The 21,210-nt window shown below is 73.3% G+C and carries 2 protein-coding genes; both read right to left on the bottom strand.

Translation table 11 applies throughout. The features are described 5' to 3' along the window. Positions 1-47 precede the first annotated feature (47 nt). On the bottom strand, positions 48-20,705 hold the full coding sequence (locus ACFYXS_RS17340) for a lonely Cys domain-containing protein (protein WP_389248807.1): 20,658 nt from the start codon (positions 20,703-20,705) through the stop codon (positions 48-50). 14 nt (positions 20,706-20,719) lie between these two features. Further along, positions 20,720-21,202, bottom strand: coding sequence for a WXG100 family type VII secretion target (locus ACFYXS_RS17335; RefSeq protein ID WP_389248805.1), 483 nt, complete (start codon positions 21,200-21,202; stop codon positions 20,720-20,722). Positions 21,203-21,210: the final 8 nt, after the last annotated feature.

The raw sequence follows: 21,210 nt of genomic DNA, 5'->3' as shown, positions 1-21,210 counted from the left end.
GAGGCGCGATCGGGTCTCTCCGGCTTCTCGCGCCTCGCGTCCCCGTGTCAGTTCGACGGGCAGATGTCGAAGGGCTGCCGCAGGGCCCCGACGGTGAGCATGGCCCGGCGGCCCAGGCCGTTCGCGACGACACTCGCCAGCGCCATGGCCGGCAGGGCGTGGCCCTGGTCCCGCATGCTCAGATGCAGATCGAGATGGCCGACCGCCACGCCCTGCCGCGACAGTTCCGCCCGGATGTGCCCGGTCAGCCGCGCCCCCAGCTCGGCCGCGTACCGTTCGCCCGTGTCCGGGTCCGCACCGGCGAGCATGCCGGCCAGGGACTGGAGCTCCTCCGCACTCACCACGTCCTCCACCTGGAACACCCGCTTGTCGAGCACCGGCTCGATCGGCAGCCGGCGTGCGGGGGCGGGTGTGGAGGCAGGGGCGGGGGCGGTTACGGCGGGACTGTCGTCGTACGGTCGGTAGTCCGGGTTGGGGATCCACTCGCCCAGGGTGTTCGCCTCGCCTCCGGGCACGATCGCCCAGCCGCCCTTGACGAAGCGGGAGGCGACGCCGCCCGCGAAGAGGACTTCGTCCCCGCCGGTGGTCTCCTCGAAGATCCCATAGGCGCCGAGCGTCGCGGTGATGTCGATACCGCCCGGCGCGTCGACCTCCCAGACGTAGCCCTCGCTCAGCCGCTCGGCCGCCGACTCGGGCGAAGTGCCGGCGCTCACGAATCCGTGGCCGGCGCCGCCACCCAACTGGGCGTAGGCGACAAGGTCCAGTCCCGTGCCGCCGGGCACCAGCCCTTCGGTGAGGACCGTTTCGGGACGGCCGGTGTCCGCGACGAAGACCTGCCGTCCCCGGTACGGGATCGGCGGCGGGATGATGTCAGCCGCGTCCGTGGGAATCGCGGCGTTCGGCATCGGGCCCTGGACGATCTCCTCGACGGCGGAGACGGACTCCGCGGCCCGACCGGCCGCGGGCAGGCGCGTCCCGTCGTCCTCGGTGCTGTGCCCGCCCGCCGTTGTCACGACGACGGGGGCGGGTGCCGCCGGTGCGGCCGAGGCGGGGGCGACCAGACGCGGCGGGTCGGTACGGACCCATTCGGCCCTGGAACCGGACCCTTGGGGCTGCGGGGCCACGACGATGACGTGCTCGTGGGCCGCGGTGTCGTGGAAGAGAGCGAGGTCCACCGCGGGCGTGTACACGGTCCTGGCGGTGGCCGACCTGCTCGACAGGGCCTTGGCCATGGCCCGGCCGCGGCCGGTGTGCGGCACGATCGGCACGATCGCCTCGCGCACCGGGCGGCCGCTCAGCACCGGGTCGTTGGCGAGTAGTTCGGCGATCTCGTCGACAGGCACCGGGCGCCGGGAGCCGTCGGGCCAGGGCATGTCGATGTGGTCGGGACCGCCCTCGGCCAGCACGAAATAGGCGGCGGGCCGCTCGCCCGGGAGGGCTCCGTCCACACGCCACGGCGTATGACGTGTCCGGGCGTTGGTCCCGTCGGTGCCGTTGGACGAGGCGAGGTACCTGTCCGGGACCAGCGGGTCGGTCAGCGGCGCACCGGTCCAGTTGCGGCCCAGAACTTCGCCGCTGGGCGACTTGAGCAGGGTGCCCTGGGACAGGGCGTCGTGACGTTCCAGGTGGTAGGCGCCGAGCGCTGTCGGGTTGCCGGGGTCACGGCCGGCCGCGGCCGCCCCGGCCATCGTCCAGAGAAGTTCCGCACGCCGTGCATCGTCCACGGGACGGGCGGAGGCCTCCAGATGCAGGACCGTGACCGCCAGGGAATCCGCGTCGGTGGTGGCCTTCAGGCCCTCGACCGCCTTGACCGTCGCCCACAGCAGCCGCTGCCGGTGGACCGCCGTGACCGGATCGGACCCCAACTCCAGGACCTGGACGGCCCGCTGGTCAGGATCGCCCTTCGCCAGCCACGAGAGAGCCTCGTCCACCGACGCGAGCGGGACGAACTCGCGCAGCGCAACCCCGGCGGGCCGGGTCTCCGCCGCCTCCAGCACCGCGAGGATGTCCGTCGAGTCCAAGGCCGAGCCCGCGGACCGTCCGAGATGCGACCGGGCAGCGCGCTCCAGCAGGTCCATGGTGAACGGCCCGGTGTCCCGCAGTATCGGATCATTAAGGCGCATCGTCTCCAGCGCGCCGATACCGCGCAGCAGCCGCTGGTACTCCCCGTAGGCATCGTCCTTGTCGTCCTCGGCCGCGGCACCGAACACCTGTCGCAGGGCCCGCACCAGTCGCAGCGTCGCAACCCTGGTCTCGTCCGGAGCCGGGCCCGCGCCCGTGTGCAGACCCGCCGTGCGGGCCAGGTCGTCCAGCGCGGCACCCGTCGGCTCCGGCCGCAACTCCAGCCACTTGCGCCGCTCCCCCTCAGCGGTCGTGGCGATCCCGTGCCGCCTCACCCCCGCGTCGCGCGTGAGGTAGTAGACCCGATCGACCGCGAACACGGTGCGCTCGACCTCGTTGGCCACCTGCTGAGCCTCGGAGACGGTCGCCAGCGGGTCCGCGACGAAGGGGGCGCGGCCGGCCTCGCGGACGCGAGGGAGATCGTCCGCGGCCGCGCCGACCCAGCACGACATGAGCACCACGACCCCGTCGGCGGCAAGCCGCTGCAGGCTCGGGCGCCGCTGGAGGTACCCGCCGACCTGGTCGCCGCGCGCCTGGCCGTGGGTTCCGTCCATCGTCACGACAGCGAAGGCCCCCGGACTCCCGTGCAGACCGAAGTAATACGCCGGGCGGCCGGCCCAGGGCACGTTCTCCGCGTCACCGTGGTGGTTCAAGCGCACGGGATCGATGTGGACGTACTCGTTCATCGCCGGCAGAGATTCGAAGAACTTCTCCCGGTCGGACTGGTCGCGTTTGTCGAAGACGGCGCGGCCGTACGGGCGCCCGTCGGCGGCGAGGGTGTAGCTCATGATCTCGTCGTCGGGGACCAGCGTCCCGTCGATCGTGCGCACGAAGCGCGCCCCCGCCCCGGACGCGGGATCGGTGAGCCGCGGAGAGTCCGGCTCACTGGCGAACCAGCTTCCCAGCGGCTCCCGCGGGAACCGTTGGTCGATCACCGCGATCCGGGTCCGCTGCGCCAACGGGTCTTCGTACAGCTTCACCTGGCCGCTGTGCGACCACACGGTCCTGCCGGTCCGGGCGGCGGCGACGCGCGGCAGGCGCGGATTCCTGGCACCCGCGCGCGGGACGGCGAGAACGACGGGCAGCCGGCCGTCGAGCGCGGCCAGGTCCGGGTCCGCGGCCAACAGCTCGGCGAACTCCTCCAGTGGCACGCGCGGCCGGGAACCGTCCGCCAGCCGCACCACGACATGGTCGTGATCACCCTTGGCGGCGACGACGTAGGGGCGGTTGTCACCGGACCCCTGCGGCTCCCACAACGCCGTGGGGGTCGCCACGACGCTGCCCCCGCTCAACTGGTGGTAGGACGTCGTGATCATGTCGAGGACCGGATTGTCCGTCCAGTTGCGGCCCAGGGTCCTGCCGTCCGGAGCCGTGATCCGGGTCGCGTCGGACAGTGCCCCCCGCCGCCAGAGGTCGTACGCACCCAGCGCCGTGAGGCTCGTGGCCCGGCCGGCCGCGATCGCCTTGTCCACCAGTGCGTACAGTTCCTGGCGATGGGTGTCCCGCACCGGCTGCTTCGGGGCCAGGTGCAGGATCCTGCGGGCGAACGGATCCGGGTCGAAGGGCGCCTCACGCAGAGCGGCATCCGGACTGGCCAGCCGCAGCTTGTTCAGCAGTTCGACGGCCGGGGAGCGAGGCGCCAGTTCGATCTCGATGTCCGCCCGCCGGCGCAGGGCCCGCAGGCCGGCGTCGTCGGACGGGCCGCCGGCGGCGATCTTCCGTCCCTCGCTGAGGCTGAGGATCCGGAAGGCGCTGTCGTCGACACGCCTGGCGGTGGGCGGATCGTTCTGCTGGAGCAGGTACAGGGCGTTCCATATCTCGGTCCGGAACACGCCGGCGACGGCGTCCGCGCGCTCCTGGCCCGTGCGTTCGGCGCCCCAGTCGTCGCGTCCCGGAGTGAGCCACGAGCCGTTGCCGTACCCGGTGACGGTGATCCAGGGTGCCGGGAGGCCCGCGCGGACGTCGCGCAGACCCACCTCCGACACCTTGCGGGCCAGAGCGGCGATGTAGCCGCGCTGATCCGGACCGATCTCCTTGGAGCCCTCCTGGAAGGTGACCGCTCCCGTGGTCCAAGGACCCGATGGCGCGGTCTCGTCGACGGCGGCCGGATCGAGACCACCTGGACCGGTGGCAGAAGCGGCTGCATCGGCCGCGTCCGACGGCTCGGGGCCGGCACTCTCACCGGCTCCGGTCGCCGGGCCCGCCGAGGACACGGAGGGCATGGAGAGCAGCCGTTCGGGCTGGGCGGGACCGCCGGCGAGGTCCCTCCAGGAGGCGGGAGTCGGGAGCGTCACGAAGAGATCGTTGTTGTACAGGACGTTGCCGCGCAGGTCGGCGGCGATCTCGCTGAAGCCGGCTCCGCTCCACTCTTGGCTGAAAGGCGGGACGCCGTCGCCGGAGAACGCCACCGAGACCGCGTCGTCGGCCGGCCTGTGGGTGACGGTGATGGTGAGTTCGCCGGCGAGGCCGGGGCGGCTCACCACGAACGACCGGACCAGCGGGTCGGTGCCCACCTCACGGACCGTCGCGTCTTGCAGGCCGTGCCACCTGCGGAGGGAGCTCTGCTCGAATGCCCTGCCGAAGTCGCCGAACGCGGTCGCCGACGGAAGGCCCGCCCACTGCTCGGTGATCACACTCTCCAGCTCACCGACCGGAATCTGCTCCGCGCGAACCGGGATGACGGTGATGCCGTCCTCGACCCGGGACGGACCGGTGCGGATCAGCCTGGTCGGGGAGAGGGTCACCTCCCACTGGTCCTGGTTGAGCGCCGGCGCGTCATCGGCTGTCCCGGCGTAGCCGGGCGGGTAGGCCATGGCGAACTTGCCGTGGTCGGCCGGGACGTCGATCTCGAAGATCACGCGATTGCTGTTGATGCCGTGCCGGGCCCACGCAGCCTGGAACTCACGGGAATGGGAGGTGGAGGCGGGCAGCCGCTCGATGAACCGGTCGGCCTGTGCGGCATCGGGGTCCATGGACACACCGCGCCACAGGGTGACGCGCCGGTTCGGACCCGCGTGCAGCAGATCCCTGGTGATCTTGTTGAAGGTCCGGGCCTTGGCGACCAGGTCGCTGTCGCCCGCGAGGGCGCGGGGGGTGACGAAACCGCCGTAGCCCTTCTTCGAGGTGAACGCGCCGATGGTGACACCCAGCATGTACAGCTTCAGCTGGTGGTCGGTCGCGGCCGCGCCCAGATGGGCCCGGGCCAGGTTCACGGCGGCGTCCCAGCGTTCACCCTGCTCGCCGGACAAGTGTGCCGGCCGTACCGGCGGTGTGAGATCCGGTGTGGACACCGTGATGAACTCACCCGTGGTCCTGCGGTAGATCTGGTTGCCGGTCGTCGAGGCGATGATGATCTCGCCGCCATCGCCCAGTTTGGCCGGCCAGTCGGCACCGCCGGCGGGTACGTCAGCGACGTTCACGCCCGCGATCGTGATCATGGAGCCGTGGAAGGAGCCGTCGCGGAGGAGGACTCTCTCTTCGGCGAGGCGCAGACCGCCCAGGCGAGCGAACGTCCAGCTGTGCACGGCCGGACCACCGGCCGCCTCCGACTCCTGGACGACGACCCGGTTGTTCACGTTCGCCACGGTGAACAAGCCCGCGTCGGCACCGCTCCCCAGCAGCTTCGGAGCCTCGCCGCGAGGAGCCCGCAGTAGCAGCCCCTCCTGACCGGGCACCTGGACGACCGTCCGCCCGTCGACCTTCGGGAGCGGCGCGGGGAGGAGGTTCTCCTCCGTCGGGGGCACCGGCTCCTCGGCCACGGGTGCCGGCGTGGGCGACGGCACCGGGGGTGCGGGCGCGGGACGCGTCGGCATCGGGGGAACCGGCGCCGGGCGGGACGATTTCGCGGACAACGACGAGGTACGCGCCGGGACCGGGGGCGCCGGGGCCGGACGCGTCGGCATCGGGGGAACCGGCGCCGGGCGGGACGATTTCGCGGACAGCGACGAGGTACGCGGCGGCACCGGCGGCACCGGCGGTGCGGGGGCGGGCCGGGTCGGCATCGCGGGCAGAGGGGGACGCGGGGGTGCCAGGAGGCCGTTCAGTTCCTCCTCCAGGCCGTCCGCCAGCCTGCCGGTCGCCTTGTCGATCGGGAGCATCCCGAACAGGCCGTCCGGGACCTTGACGCGGACCGTTCCGTGCGGGCCCTTGATGATCGCCGTGACGTCGAAGCGGTAGAGCCGGTAGTGCCGCTGCCCTTCCTTGTTGCGCTCGTCGGTGTCACCGACGGCCGTGGTCCGCTTACGGCCGTCCATCCAGTTCTTGATGGTGATCGGCAGCCGGTCGAACATCTTGTGGTCGCCGAGCGAGCCGCCCATCTCGGGCCCGAGCGCGAACTGCCAGCCGCTCTCCTTCTCCACCTCGTGCTTGGGTTCCTCGTCCGTCTGCGTGTACGTCCGCTGCTTGACGAGGGTGCCCTCGGGCGGGCCCAGGATCTCCGCTCGATCCAACTCCAGGCCCACGACGGCCTTCTTGTCACCGACCGGGACCTCGTAGGTCTGCTTCAGCAGCTCCTTGATGTGCGGCCGCAGCATGTTGCCGCTGGTGTAGTGGTTGTAGCGCAGCCCCGCCCGGGTGGTGAAGTTCAGGCCGGAGACATGCGGCGGCGCGCTGACGTCGAGAGCGGGCGGTGTGCGGTGGCGTACGGCGGTGACAGCCGCCCAGCGCCCGATGGAGGACGCGGCGGGCACGGACCACGGGTGCAGGTTCTCCAGCAGCGCATCCGGCAACTGCGAGCCCTGGGCAGCCCCCTGCGCCGGATCGCGCTTCTCGGGGGTGCCGGGCTTCGGCGCCGGCGTCCAGGTGACCTCGGTCTCGTGGGTCCCGGTGAGGTCGATGGCCCGGGGCCACTCCTGGACCGCCGCCGTGAGGTGACGGGGCACGAGCAGCCGCACGCTGCCGCCCTCCACCAGCGGGGAGTTACCGGTTGTGCCGTCTCCCGCGTCGTACCAGGTGAACACCCCCTTGTCACGGCTCGGTTCACCGGAGAACAGCCGGGTGATCCGGCCGACGCCGCGGGCGGGCAGGCTCAGCGCCTCGGGTAGTTCGGTGGTGGTGCCCATCTCCACCCGGAAGGTGAGGTCGTGGTTGAACTCCTCGGAGGCGTCCTTGGGGTTGGCCCGGTAGATCTTGACCCTCTTCACGGCCTCCTCGTCCGCCTCACCACGGGAGGTGGAGTACTCGACACCGCCTTCCAGACCGCCGTGCAAGGACCCGGCCCCGATCCGGCCGCGCAGATCCAGGCCGCCGCTGAGCTCCGAACCGGAGGCGGCGGCCTCCGACGTCTCGTGCACCGACTCGCCCCGCAGCGTGAGCTTGATGTCGTCGCGGGGCCGCTGCCCGGCCGCCGGGCCGAGCCTGGTCGCGGTGACCTTCACCCACAGGTAGCGCGTGCTGCCGAAGGGACCCGGCACCGGGAACCAGCGGCTCACGCCCTGGTTGGTGGTCAGGGCGTGCCACTCGCTGCGCAGCGCGTCGGAGGAGAACGACGAACTCAGCGAGCGGGTCAGCAGGTTCGGACGCGGCGCGACATCCGGGCCGCGCTCCGTGGTCATGACGCCATGCCCGCGCAGCCGTCCGGTGATCGCGTCCAGAACCCCGTCGGCCCGCATCACCTCCGGGTGCCCGATGCCGGCGATCAGATCCTGGTGCAGGTAGGTACGGGTCCTGGGCGGCGGCGCGACGGACTGCTGCCGGGCGGTCGGCGAGAGCCGGCCGGGGTCCGGTACGGCGGCGGTGGCGGCCGCCGCCGTACCGGGGTCGGTCGCCGGCTGCTCTCCCTCGGGGGGTGTGACGACGATCTCCGGGAGGGCGGCGGGGGCCGCGGCCCCCGTCGAGTCGGCCGCCTCAGCCGGCGCCGGCGCCGGGTCGACGGCCGGTTCCTCGCCCTCGGGCGGCGTGACGACGATCTCCGGAACGGTCACCGGAGCCGGGCCCGTACCGGCCGGCGCAGCCTGGGCCGCGTCGGCCGCCGGGGCGCCCGCGGGCATGATGTCGGAGAGCCGGCGTTCGGGGGTGAGCAGGTCGAGGGCCTGGTCGGCGGTCAGGAACTCCGTCGTCTCGGTGAGTTCCTTGCCGCGCCAGCGGACGTACGTCACCTCGAAGACCGGTGTCGTACGCACCGTGTGGACGTCACCGCTGTACGTCGCCCGGGTGATGTCGATCCGTCCGGCCGTGCTGCCCGAACCGCCGCCCCACTTCTTGGCGGCCTCCCCGTATCCCAGGACGGTCACCCGCCCGCCGAGGCCGCTGTGGTGGCCCTCGTCCTCGGCGTCGGAGCCGAACCGGAACTGCGGCCCGAGGGAGCCGGCCAGGCCGAGGGACCACTCGGCCTCCCTCTCGGCCGCGTGGGTCGCCGCGGCCTGGGCGTAGTGCTCGACCTCGACATCCGGGCTGCGGCCCAGGTCGCTCGGGGCATGGGTGTGCAACCGCACCCGGAACGCCTGCTTGTGCTTGCCCTCCTTCGGAAGCTCGGACTGGTGCCCCAGTGCTCCGGACATGGCGCCGAACCGGGAGGTCAGGATCCCGGGGTGCGCGAGGTCCCGGATCTCCTCCGGCCAGTCCGCCGGGTTGCGCAGCCAGCTGTCGGGCAGTTGGTGCTGCTTCGCGTACATGCGGGCGGCGAGCTGGGCCAGCTCCGGCATCAGGTGGAAGACCGGGTAGAGGCCGTGGGTGCCGCTGCTGAAGTCCAACGGCCGCTCGGTGGGCGGACGTCGATCGGTGACCTCGGTCCGGCCCGCCTCCTGCGCCCGCTTCAGCGAGACGGGCTCGGTCGGCACGTGCTCGTGCGGGACGACCAGGCGGGCGACGGCGGGGTTGCTCCCGCTGAGGTACGACGGCTTCTTGCCCTCCGGTGTGACCGTCCACTGCAGGGTCATCTCGTAGCGGTGCTCGTCGACCTTGCCGGCCGTCTCCGTACGCCGGTACTCCTTGGCCAGTCCGGCGAACTTGTCGCTCTTTCCCCAAGCCCGGCTCAGCAGCCCGCGGAAGGCGCCCACGGCGAGCCGGAACGGCGGGGTCTTGATGTGCAGGGAGCCGAGGTTGAACTCGTGCTCCGGGATGGCCAGCCGGGCGCCGCCGCCGAACGCGAACCGGGCCTTGGTGCCCTTGCCGCGCTCCCCCGCGACCGTCGCGCCACTGACGACACGGGCGTTGACCTTCATCGTGTAGCTCTGGCCCAGCGGGTTGTCCTCGTTCACCGGCCCGGTCAGCGGGTTGGCCCCGGTGGCACGGTCGCCCCACCGCATCTTCGCCGACACCTTGTAGCGATGCCCGCCCACCTCGATGGTGCGGTGGATGCCCAGCAGCGCCTGGTGCGGATCGGCCTCCAGGGCGGACCGGCCGTAGAACATCGCGAGGTCCCGGTCGGCGTTCGCCCAGTCGCTCTTCGAGGCCGTCTTGGCACCGACCGCCTTGGTGTGGTGCCGCCCAATGGCGTCGCGGAGGTCCTGCTGAAGGGTCTCGGCGCCCGGCAGGGCGATCGGCATGCCGAAGCCGAGGCCCCGGCGTGAGGCCAGCGGCAGCGGCTCGCGCGGATGCGGCGGCAGCAGGCCGGGACCGGAGACGTCCATGCCGAAGCGGAACGGCGAGCGGACCGTCGGCAGTTTGCGGACCTTCCGGGGAGCGGGCAGCGCGTGGACCCGGTGCCGCCGCGCGTTCACGGCGCCGTCCGCCGGGCGCAGATCGGCGGTCCAGCCCGGCCCGACCGTACCCTCGACGAACTGTGCGGCCTCACGCTGCGGCACGCTCTGCTCGGACTCGGTCGTGACGACGACGGGGGCGACGTCGTGGGTGCTGGACTCCATGGTCGCCGTCAGCCGCAGCCCGGTCCGGTAACGGCTCTGATCGCCGAAGACGTTCAGTACCGTGTGGCTCATGTGCGCGGTGTCCAGGGAGTATCCGGCACCTCGGTCGCCGCTCACGGAGGCGCCCACGGCGGGTGCGACGCCCTTCACCTCGACCGATTCGCGCTCCGCGGTCCCGTGCCCGAGTTCGGTCTCGGGGTCGGTGCCCGCGGCCGACACGTCGGAGCCGCCGCCGCCGATGCCGGCCGTGTTGTAGCCGGCGCCGAGACCGCCGACCGACGCGCCCTTGCTGGACGCCGTACGGCTGAACCCGGCACCGATGTCGTCACGTGTCCCGACGTTGGTGTCGCCCAGGTACTGGAGGCTGTCGACCTCGGCCTGGATGCGCAGATGTCCCTGGAACCTCCTGCCCAGCGGCCCGGACACCTCGACGCTGTTGGAGACGTCCCCGCCGGCCCACCAGGCGTAGCGGTTGCGCGCGGTCGGCTCACTGAGGAAGCCCTGGGACTTGTCCATCCCCAGCCCGGACATGATCTTCTTCACGTGGGGGGCGGGGAGGCCCGCGGCCAGCAGATTGCGGTGCAGTCCCGCGATGACGGGCGTGAGATTGACCGCGTTGAGCAGTTCCCTGGCCTGGGACGGCCCGTTCTTGCGGGGTTTGGCGGGGCGTGGCGGCTCGGGGGCGTGGAGGTCCGGCCGGTACTGCCCCGCGCCGGAATAGGGGGCGGGGAGGTCGACCTGGATGCGGTCGGGCACGGTGACCAGGCGGTCCGCCGGCGTGACCTCCTCGCCGGCGACGAAGACATGCATCTCCAGCCCCGCCGTGAACCGGTTGAACCTGTTGATGAACGGCTTGCGGCCGGACAGGATCGTCTGCCCCCAGGCGTTGCTCCTCTCCTTCGAGGAGCCGACCACGATCTGCGGGGCGGCGAGGGCGGCGATCGACGCGGCGACGCTCGTCCCCAGGTTGAGCGCGGTGAACAGGATGGAGTCGGCGCCCTGGACCGTCTCGCGACTCGTCTCACCGCCGGTCTGGGTCACCGCGAAACCGACCGGGTACTCGCTGACGTCGCCCGTGCGCGGAGGCACCGGGGTCAGAGCCCGCATCATCGGACGGAGCCACACCAGACGGCCGTCGACCACCACCGTGCGGCCCACAGCGAGCACGTCGTCCCAGTGCTTGGGCTTCTCGGTCAGCAGCAGTTTGCCGACCTCTTCCCGGATCCCCGCCCGCAGCGCGTCCTGGGGCCCTGGACCGGGCAGGACGAGCGACTGGCTGACCCGGCCCGCCCAGAGCCGGGCCTGCTTCCGGGTGAACTCGATCCGCTCGACCGAGTCCGGCACGACGGCCTGGCCCATGGCGTCGAACGACAGATACCAGGGCTCCTGCTCGTCGTCGGGCGCGGTGACGACGATCTCGGGAACGGGGGGCCGGGACGGCGTTCCGGCTGAAGTGCCGTTCGACGCCGCGGCCGACGGGCCATCGTTCGCGCCGGGGTTCGCGCCGAAGGCGGCCGCGCCGGCCGGCCGGTCCGGGTCCAGGGGAATCCGGACCGCGGCGGCCCCCCGGGTCCCGGACGTTCCGGACGGCACCAGGTACATGTACGACGAGTCCGCCACGAGGGTGTGCTGCGCGGTGCCGGGCGCCGGGAAGCCGGGGTGCCCCAGCAGCTCCTCCAGGTTGTGCACCAGGCCGAGCCAGCCGGTGTCCCCGAGCAGCAGGGCTCCCGACGCCGGATGGACGAAGTCGCCGCCGAACCGCACCCAGCCGTCCGCGGACGGCACTTCGAGCGAGGGCGTCCTGACGCCGCCCATGTCGCTGACCTCGTACTCGACCGGCGGCGAACTGTGCGGACTCGAGCGCCGATACGTGAACCACCGCTCCCTGCCCTTGCCCTTGCCCGTGCCCATGGGTACGGGCACGGCCGGTACGGGCACCTCGGTGAGGTTCGGGACGCGACGCGGCCCTTCGAGGACCACCGGGGCGCCGACACCCGACGAGGTGTGACCGGCGTCGGCGTCGGCGGCGGGAGCTCCGCCGGTGACGGGGCCCAGCCTGGTATCCGTTATGGCCCGTGCGACCACGTCGGCGGCCGACGTCAGGTCCCTCTTCCAGTGCGGTGCCAGCGCGGCGTACTCGTCTGCCACCCTCGCCGTGTCCACGGGGCCGTGAGGCGAACCCAGCCGTGCCAGCTCCCTGTTCACATCGGCCCGGAGCACGGAGAGATCCGAGGCCGACAGCCCGCTCGCGTCCGGTTGCACCGCCACGGCGGACGTCGGGGTGGTGCGGGCGATACCGGCCGGGGCCTCCGGGGCGAAGCTCCAGATCACCGGCTCGGACGGGGGTGCCGCGCCCGGCTCCAGGGTCGCTCCGAGAAGGGTCAGGGCCGTCCCCAGATCGTGCCCGAGTGGGACGGCGCGCCGCTGTCCTGGGACGTTCAGGGTGAAGCCCTGACCGGTGTCGACCCGAAGGTCCACACCGCCCGCGTCGTGCGGGACGGGCGTTCCGGCGACGATCCGGGTGGGGCCGGTCTGCACCGGCTGCCCGACCGGCGTGATCACCACGGCCTGCAGCGCGTGCGCGACCGCAGCGCCGAACGACGGCACGCCGGGGGCGGGCTCGCGGCCGGCCTGACCCGCCACGATGACGACGGGCAGCCGGGCGTCCGGTTCCCATGCGGTGCGGCGCTCGACGTACTGCGCGACCTGCGCCGCCGTCCGCCATTGCCCGGCCACGTACATGCGGTTGTCACCGGCCCGGTACCGGCCGCCGACGATGACCGCGGCCTCGCTCGTGGGCAGCAGCGGGGAAGCCTGGTCTCGGGTGGGCAACTCGTCCCGGCCGACGAACCTCGCCCCGGTGAAGCCGCCGTTCAGACCGACCTCCGGCATCCCGGCGCCGGTTCCGCCGCCCGCGCCCGAGGCGTCGGCCGACGGTGCGGCGGTGCCGTCCTCGGGGATGGCGGCATTCCTGGGGGTCTCGGAATCCGGGCGACCGAACGCCGCCTCCTGGGCCGCGTTCTGCCACCGCTCGTCCCAGCGGCCGGCCTCGGCGCGGGCGGCCTGGGCCGCGGCCTCGTCGGCGGCGGCCCTGTGCTCCGCTTCTCGCGGGGCCGCGCCGTCCTCCGCCCCGGCCCGGGCCTCGCGCAGCGCCTGGGCCGAGACCCGCGCGGCCGAGGCGGTCTCCTCGACGCGTTGCCGGTTCCAGTCCGCGACCGACTGGTAGACGTCGTCCAGCGTCTGCCGCGTCTCGCCGGCCCGGTCCACGGGCCCGGAGTTCCCGAACTTCCCGGAGGGCTTGGCCGAAGGGATCGCCGGTTCGTTCCGCACGGTCCCGGAGGAGGTCACGGCCTCGTGCGTCCGCGTCGCCTCCCCGGAAGCGGACCGGTCCCCGGACGCGGTGGCGGAGGTGTTCTTCGCGACCGCCCCGCGCTGCTCGGCCGGCCGCCGGGCACCGGCCGGCTCCGCGGCCTTGGCCGCCGCGTCCGCCGCCCTGTTCATCCGGACTTCGGTCTCCAGGCGCCATTGGGCCGCCGTCCGGTCGGCCGCCGCCTCCTGGCGGAGCCGCGCCGTGTGCGTCACCGCCTCTGCGGCGGCCTGCGCGTCCGAGTCCGCCTTGCGCGCCGATTCCTGGAGGTCCGCCTTGTAACGGGTGACCGCCTCCGCCTCGCCGGGGCGGGTCTCCTCGGCCTTCGCGACGGCCGATGCGGAGGGCCCGGCTTCCGAGGACGCCGTCCTGCTGCTGTCCGCCGAGGCCGACGTGGGTTCCGCGGCGGCGGGACGGTCGCCCGCGGTGCCGTGAGCCGCCTCGGCATCGGCTGTGGCGGGGCCGGATCCGCCGTCCTCGACGCGCCCGGTTTCGCCCGGCTGTGATCCGGTGTCGGTGCGTCCGGTCTCACCCGTCCGCGCACTCTCGGCCTCGGCCCCGGCCCGCGTGGTCTCGCCGGCGGGTGCCTGCTCCGCGTTGTCGGCCGGGAGGGAGGACTTCTCGTCCAGTGTCTTCAGCATGTCGGCAACGGCCGCGGCGTACGGCGACTGCGGCAACCGCACCTCGGGCCGGTCCAGCACCGCGGCCTGTACCGACGGATTCCGGCCGGACTGCGCGGCGGGGTCCGTGGCGTTCTCCTGCCGCCCGGCGGAGGACGCGTCGGCGCTCTCGCCCGGCTCCGACGTCCCGGACTTCCCGGACCCGGGCCCGTTCGCGTCCTTCGCCGGGCGGGAGGCGCGCCCGCCGGCCATCGGCGTCACCGCTCCCGTGAGCGGGTCCTCGACGCCCGCGGCTCGCAAGCCCTTGCCCTGGCCCTGCGGGAAGCCCGCCATCGCGGCCTCGTAGTCGGCCAGCGTCTCCCTCAGCGTCCGCTCGTTGCCCGACTCCCACGCCTGGCGAAGTTCGCTCGCCCACGCCCGCGCGGCGTCCCCGGTCATCCCCGCCTTGTACGCCTCCCGGAACAGGGCTTCCTGCCGGCTCTCCGCCGCCTTGCGGAAGTTCGCCTCCCCCTCCGCCTGCCGCACGTCGGAGATGTGCGCCCGCAGCGCGTCCATCACCCTCTGCACTCCGCCCGAGCCGCTCTCCTGGTACTCGCGCACGGCCCACTCGCCCCACGCCTTGGCCTGGGACCCGAGTCCGTCCCTGGCCGGCAGGCCGCGCAGCGCGTAGCCGGCCATCAGGGTGCCGATGCGCTCCGCCGGCAGGTGGGAGTCCTGTATTGCGCCCTTACTGCCCGTCAGCAGCTTCTGCCAGGGCTCCTCCTTCGACGTCTTCGCCCCTCCGGCCCGTGCCGGCTCCGGCTGCCTGCCCGTGGCCGCATCCGCGCGCTCGGCAAGGTGGTCGGCCCGGATCTGCGCCACCTCGGCCCGGCCCACCGCGTCGCGGGCACCCTGCTCCGCTTCGGCCAGCCGGGTCCGCAGGTTCCCGATCTCCGCGGCGTGGACGTCTCCGCCCTCCTGGACCGCCTTCAGCTCCGCCTTCGCCGACTCCAGCCGCGCCGCCCTCGCCGGTGCCTCGTCGCTCTCGGCCCGCCTGGCTCCGGCGAGGCGACCCTGCGCCTCGGTCACCGCGGCGTCGGCCGCCTGCCGCCGTTCCACGCTTCTCTGACGGTTCGTCACCGTCTCCACGTCCGATCGCGGGACGTCGGCCAGACCACGCTCCGCGTCCTCCGCCGCCGCCTTGGCCTCCGCCACCCGGGTCTGTGCGGCCTGGACCTCCGGATCGTCGGCCTTCTGCGCGGCCTTCAGGTCCGCCCGCGCTGCCTGCAGCTGCTGGCGCGCGGACGCCGCCGCGTCCTGGGCCTCCGACAGCCACTCACGCGCGGACCGCGCGTTGGCGGGGTCCACGTCCGCGCGCTGCTCCGCCGCCTCCAGATCCGCACGGGCCATCTGCTCCTCACGGAGAGTGGACCGTGCGGCCTGATCGGCCTGCAGCACACGGGGCTGCGCGGCGTCGACCGCCGCCGGATCGACTCCCGCGCGCTCCCGTGCCGCCGACAGATCGGCCCAGGCCTCGTCCAGCCCCTGCCGCGCGACGCGGTCGGCGGCGAGTGCGTCGGACGCCCGCGCCTCCCCTTGCGTCGGCACCGTGTCCGCCGGACGGTTCTCGTTCTGAGTCCGCAACGCTGACTGCAGCTTCTGCCGCGCGGTCGCGGTGGTTTCCGGCGCCTCACGCACAGCCGTCTCGGCCGCGGTGAGCCGCGCCTGAGCCGCCTCCACCGTCCGGTCCAGCAGCTCGTCGAGCCTCGGCCGTGCCTCCGCGACCACCTGGTCCCGATGGACGGCGGCCGTCTCGGCCTCCTGCCGAGCGGTCTCGGTCTCCCGCCGCGCCTGAGCCGCCTGCTCCGTCAGACGCACCGGATCCGCCGCGGCGGACCGGTCGTCCGTCAGGCGCTGGGCCTGCGCCGCGTCATGCCCCTGAGTACGTGGCTGATCCGCCCGCTTGTCCGCCGCGTCGGCGAGGATCCGGGCGATCCCCGCCTCCCGCGCCGCGGGCGTGTCCCGGGGCAGCGGGCGAGCGGCCATGTCGCCCTGCGCGAAACGCAGTTCCCGCTCGGCCGCCTGTACGGCGTCCTCGGCCCTGTGCACCTGGCCGAGCGCAGCCTCGCGCAGCGACACATCGGCGGTGGGGCCGACCTCGCGCCGCAGTACCGAGCGGAATTCGGCCCTCGCCTCCACCAGCTTCTCCCGTGCCGTCGCCAGAGCACCCTCGGCCTGGGCGGCCCGCGTCTGCGCGGCCTTCAGGTCCGCGGCATCCGCCTCGCGGTGCGCGATCGCCTCCAACTCCGCCCGCGCCGCCGCGTCCTTGGCCTCGGCCTCGTAAACGGCACGGCCGGTCGCCGTCGCCCGCGCCTGGGCGGCCTCGACCGCTTCCGGCTCGGCGTTCTCCCGGTGCCGCACCGACGTCAGCTCGGCCTGCGCCGCGTCCGACTCCCGCCGCGCGGCGTCCAGGGCGTCGCGCGCCTCGGAAGCTCGCCTCTGCGCGGCCGCCTTCCCATCGGCGTCCGACTGCCGCTGCTGGGCCGCCGTCAGCTCCGCCTCCGCCCGACCTGCCGGGGCCTCCGTACCGGATCGCTCGCCCGTCTCGCCCCGTGCGGAGCCCGGCGAGGCTCCTTCGACGTGCTCCGCCGTGGGCGTCTGCCGCCCGTCGGCGCCGCGCGCCGCCGCCATGATCTGCTCGGCCTCGGCGAGCAGCCGCTCCTGGTGCAGCGCGTCCTCCGCGTCGTACACCCGCTGAAGCGCCGACTCGCGCAGATCGGCACCGTCGGCGTCCCGGACCTCCTGGAGCACCGCTTCCTTGTCCGCCCGTGCCGCCGTCAGACGCGCCGCGGCCAGATCCGCCCGGGCCGCCGCCTCCTTCGCCACGGCGTCGTGCAGAGTGCGTTCCGCCGCGGACACCCGTGCCTGTGCGGCCTCCACGGCCGCCGGCTCGGCGTCGGCGCGCTGCCCCGACTCCGCCAGGTCCGCACGGGCCTCCCGCACCTCCTGCTTCGCCGTCAGTACCGCGGACCCGGCGTACGACAGGCGCGTCTGCGCGGTCCCCACATCCGACCGGGCCTGGGCACGTTCGGCCTCGGCCTGCCTGCCGGTCACCCGGTCCGCCAGGCTCCGCGCCGCGTCGGCCTTCGCCGTGGCGGTCCGCGCGGCGTCCATGGCCTCGGCGACGGTCCCCTTGACCGACCCGAGCGCGGCAGCGCTGTCCTGCCCCCGCAGTTCCAGCACTTCCAGATCCGCGCGCGCCGCGGCGAGTTCGGCCAGCGCGTCGCTCCGGGCGGTCTGTGCCCCGGTCAGCTTCGCGCGGGCCTCCTCGAGCGCGGCGGGGTCGACGCCGCCCCCACGCTTCTGCGCCGCCTCCAGCTTCGTGAGCTTCGTGCCCACCGACCGCAGCGTCCGCTGCGTCTTCGCGTCGGTGCTCCTGGCCTCGGACAGCCGGGTCTCCGCCCTGCCGACCGCGGCGGTATCGGCGTCATGGCGACTCTGCGCCGCCTCCACCTGCGGGGCGAACTCCGACTTCACGTGCTCCGCCCGCGTCTGCGCCGCGTCGGCCTCCAGCCGGGCCTGCTCCGCCCGCGCCACCGCCTCCGCCGGTTCCACGGCCTCGGGCCGGTTTCCGGCCTTCGCCGCGGAAGACCGCCCCGAGGTCTGCTCCCGCAGGGTGGTGAGGCGCGATTCCAGCGCGTCCATCACCCGCTGCACGCCGGCGGAGCCGTAGTCGCGGTACTCCTGCGCGGCCCACTCGCCCCACTCCGAGGCCTCGCCCCAACGGCTCGGCTGGTCCAGCGGCAGCTTGCGCACCGCATACGACTCCATGCGGTGCGACACCGCTTCCGCGGTCAGATGCGCCGCCTCCAGGCCGGCCCCGTCCGTGCCCTTTCCGAACACGCTCTTCCACGGGGTGCCGGAGGCGTTCTCGGAGGTCGGCGACGGCTCCTCTCCCAGGAGGCGGTCGACCCGGTCCCGCGTCACCTCGGCCCGAATCTGCGCGACCCGTGCGGCGCCCTCCGCCTGCGTTTCCCGGCGCTCGGCCTCATGCAGTGCGGTCTGCTTCGCGGCAACGTTCTTCGCGGCTTCATCCGCTCCGGACAGCCCCTTGCCGGACGTGGCGGAATTCCCGGCAGCCTCACCGGCCTTACCGCGGGTCGTGTCGGCGGCCTTGGAGGCGAGGTCGGTCGCGTCGGCGGACTTCGCCTCGGCGGACCTGGACGTCGCGTCCGCGGACTTGGCAGTCGCCTCGGCACGAGCCCCTTCGGCGATCTCGGCCCTGGCCGCCTCGGCCCTGGCATTCGCCTCGGCGCGCTGTGCGTCCCCGATCCTGTCGTTCACTTCCCTGCGGACCGCGGCCTCGCGGCTGTTCTCGGTCTCGCGGCGCTTCACCGCCTCCTTGAGGTCCGCGACCCGCTGCCGTTCCGCCTGGGTGATGTTCGTGTCGGCGGACTGCCGGTCCGGCGTGGTCCGCCCGGTTCCGGCTTGCTCGGACCTGGCGGCCGACCGCGCTTCGTCCGCGCCCCGCTGGGCACGGGAGGTCTCGCCGGGCGCACCCGTCCGGGTCTGCCCGGACCCGTCGGACTCGGACACCGCCCTGGCCGATGCCGCGTGCGGCGTTCCGCCCGCCGGCGAAGTCCCCTCGGTGGGCTCGACGGGTGTGCTCCTGTCCTTCGCCGGCCCGGTGAGCGCGGCCGCTTCGCCGGCTTCGCCCGACATGGCCGGGCCCGCCTCCGCCCTGCCCACGGGTCGCACCTGCCGGCCCCCCAGCCCGGCTGCCGACTTGAGCGGCTCACGTCCCGCGTTCGGGACCGTGCGGGTCCCATCGGTGGCGCCGGCAGCGGGTTGCGTCTGGTCCGCCCCCGAACGTACGGCCGTGTCGGCCAGGTTGGCCCGGGTGCCGATGTCCTTCGCCGAGGCGCCGGCGTCCACCGTGCCGCGGGCGCCCTGCTCCCCGGCGGCGGACTTGGGAGCCGCGCTTCCCGCCGTCTCCGGCACTCCCGTACGGCCGCCGCCCTCGATCCGCCCGACCGACGCCTCGCGCACCGGACTGGCCGGATGGACGACCTCGGGCTTCGCCGACGGAACGGACCGCACCGGGGACACCGTCTCCCCGGCCGCCGCGTTGCGGGCCGCTGTGCCCGGCGTGGCGGCGCGGCCGTCGCCGACGGTCCGCTGCGCGTCCTGCGCCTGCTGCACCCCGGTGTCGGCCGCCTTCCCCACGCCGGGCACGGCGCTGCCGCCCGTGTCCTGCGCCCTGCCGCCGGTGGCGGTGCCCGAAGCCGGGCTCGGCGTCTGCGGGGCGGCGTCGTGCGCGGTCCCGGTGGCCGGCTGGGCGTCCAGGTTCGTCCGCACCACGCGCTCGGCGCCGGAGGCGCCCACCGACTCCTGGCTGCCCGTCGACTGCCCGACCGTCGAGGCGTCCACGGTGTTCTGGGCCGCCTGGGCGGTCCTGGCCACGCCGCTGAGGCCGGAGCCGACGTCGTGCAGGACGCTCTGGCCCGTGGAGCCGTCCGCCACGCCGCTCGTGACCCCGCTCGAATTCGCGCTCGTACTCCCGCCCGTGGTCGCCCCGGCCGTCCCGGTCCTCTGCGCGGGCTGCGCGGGCTGGGTGACGCCGTCGGAGACGGTCCTGACCGCCGAGGAGCCGCCGGGCGAGGTGCCGGCGTCCACCGGGGTCACCTTGTCCGGCACGACCGTCCCGCCGCCGGCGCTCGGGCCGTCGGCCGCGCCGGTCGTCGTCACCTTGACCGGTGTCGGCGCCGGTGCCGTGGCCGTCGACGTACGCACCGTGGAACCCGCGAGCGACCGGGGCACGGCGGAGTTGACCTCGATGACGTCCGAGGACAGCGTGAGGCCGGATTTGGTGAGCCCCTTGGACGAGTCGGCGATGGTCCCGCTGACGGAGGTGACGGACGACGACAGCGTCAGCCCCGAACCGCTCCCGGTGCCCGTCGCCGTGTTGCCCACCGAGGTCCCCGGGGCGGAGGTGCCGACGGTCACGTCTCCGACGTTCACATCGGCCTTGCCGACGGTCAGCTTGTCCTTGGCCACGTTGACCAGGCCCTTGGCGGCGGAGGCCACGGCGATGCCCACCCCGCCCCACAGCACCATGTCCGCGATGAAGCCGGGGATCTGCTCGGCGGACGTGGGGACGGGGATGATCTGCTGGGCGGTCGTGGTCAGGCCGGCGGCGGCGTTGCCCGCCGCCACCGAGGCCGCGTTGATGCCGACGAGCTCGATGCCGAAACGGGCGACGTTCCCCGTGATGCCTGCCATCGTCACCGCCCAGTCGGGCAGGGTCTCGACGATCGCGGTGACGGCGGTGTCGACGAATCTGGCGGCGTTAGCCGCCATGCTGCTGATCGCGGTCACGGCCTCGGCGACCATTTCGGAGACCCGGCCGAGCAGGCCGACCACAGCCCCAAGCAGCCCCAGAAGTTCCGGTGCCACGAACAGCAGCGCACCCAGGAACACGCCGACAAGACCGGCGATCAGCTCCGACAGTGCCTGCTTCGCGAGCGTTTCTTCCTGCTCGGTGCGGAGCATGGCGTAATAGTTGATCATTTCGCCGGTGTCCCAGAACTCCTCGATGATGTTCATCACCGTTTCGCGCTGGTCGGCGAAAGCCTGAGTCATGTACCTCTCGGCATCGCCCCGCCACGCTCCCAAGTTCAGGTTGAACTCCGCGTCGGTCAGGGCGGCGGCCTGCTCGTCGAGGAAGTCACCGAAGTCGATGAGGGCGTTACCGATTTCGTAAACGGGACTGGGGTCCCAGTTCTTGTCGGTGAAGCTGAGCGTGTCGTCGGACATGATCGGGGGCTACCTCAGAATCCGGTTTCGTTGACCGCGGTGGTGTGGTAGTTCTCGTACGGCGTACCGCTCGCCTGGTCCACTGTGTCGGTCTGCGGACCGGGGGGATTCGCGGCTTGCCATTCCGGACTGTTGGCCTGCAGCAGCTGCGTGTGGAACTGCTGGAACATCGCCTTGACGGCACCCTCGCAGTTGGCGTAGTTCTCCGCGGCTTTGGCGACGCCTCCGGTCAGGACGTTGATGACGCCCAGGGCCGGATCGGCCTCCGAGCCGTAGAGCTGTAGCGTCACCGCCGTCCAGCGCGCGTTGAAGTCGTCGGCGACTTCCGCGGCGTCGCCGGTCCAGGAAAGCCGCAGCCCGCTCAGCGAGTTCATGATGTCGCCGAGCGCGTAGCTGATGTTCTCGGCTGCCGTGCTCACCTGCTCACAGGCGGAATTGAGGGCGTTCGGATCCACCGAGATCGTGACGGCATTGTAGTCGCGGGGAATGTCGGACATGGTCTGCC

Source organism: Streptomyces sp. NPDC002574 (assembly GCF_042889545.1).
Classification (GTDB): Bacteria; Actinomycetota; Actinomycetes; order Streptomycetales; family Streptomycetaceae; genus Actinacidiphila.
The sequence above is the reverse complement of the archived record's forward strand: the minus strand, read 5'-3'. Positions and strand labels throughout refer to the sequence as shown.

Coding starts and splice junctions, on each gene's coding strand:
- ACFYXS_RS17340 (WP_389248807.1), bottom strand. CDS start 20,705: ATGTCCGACGACACGCTCAGCTTCACCGACAAGAACTGGGACCCCAGT.
- ACFYXS_RS17335 (WP_389248805.1), bottom strand. CDS start 21,202: ATGTCCGACATTCCCCGCGACTACAATGCCGTCACGATCTCGGTGGAT.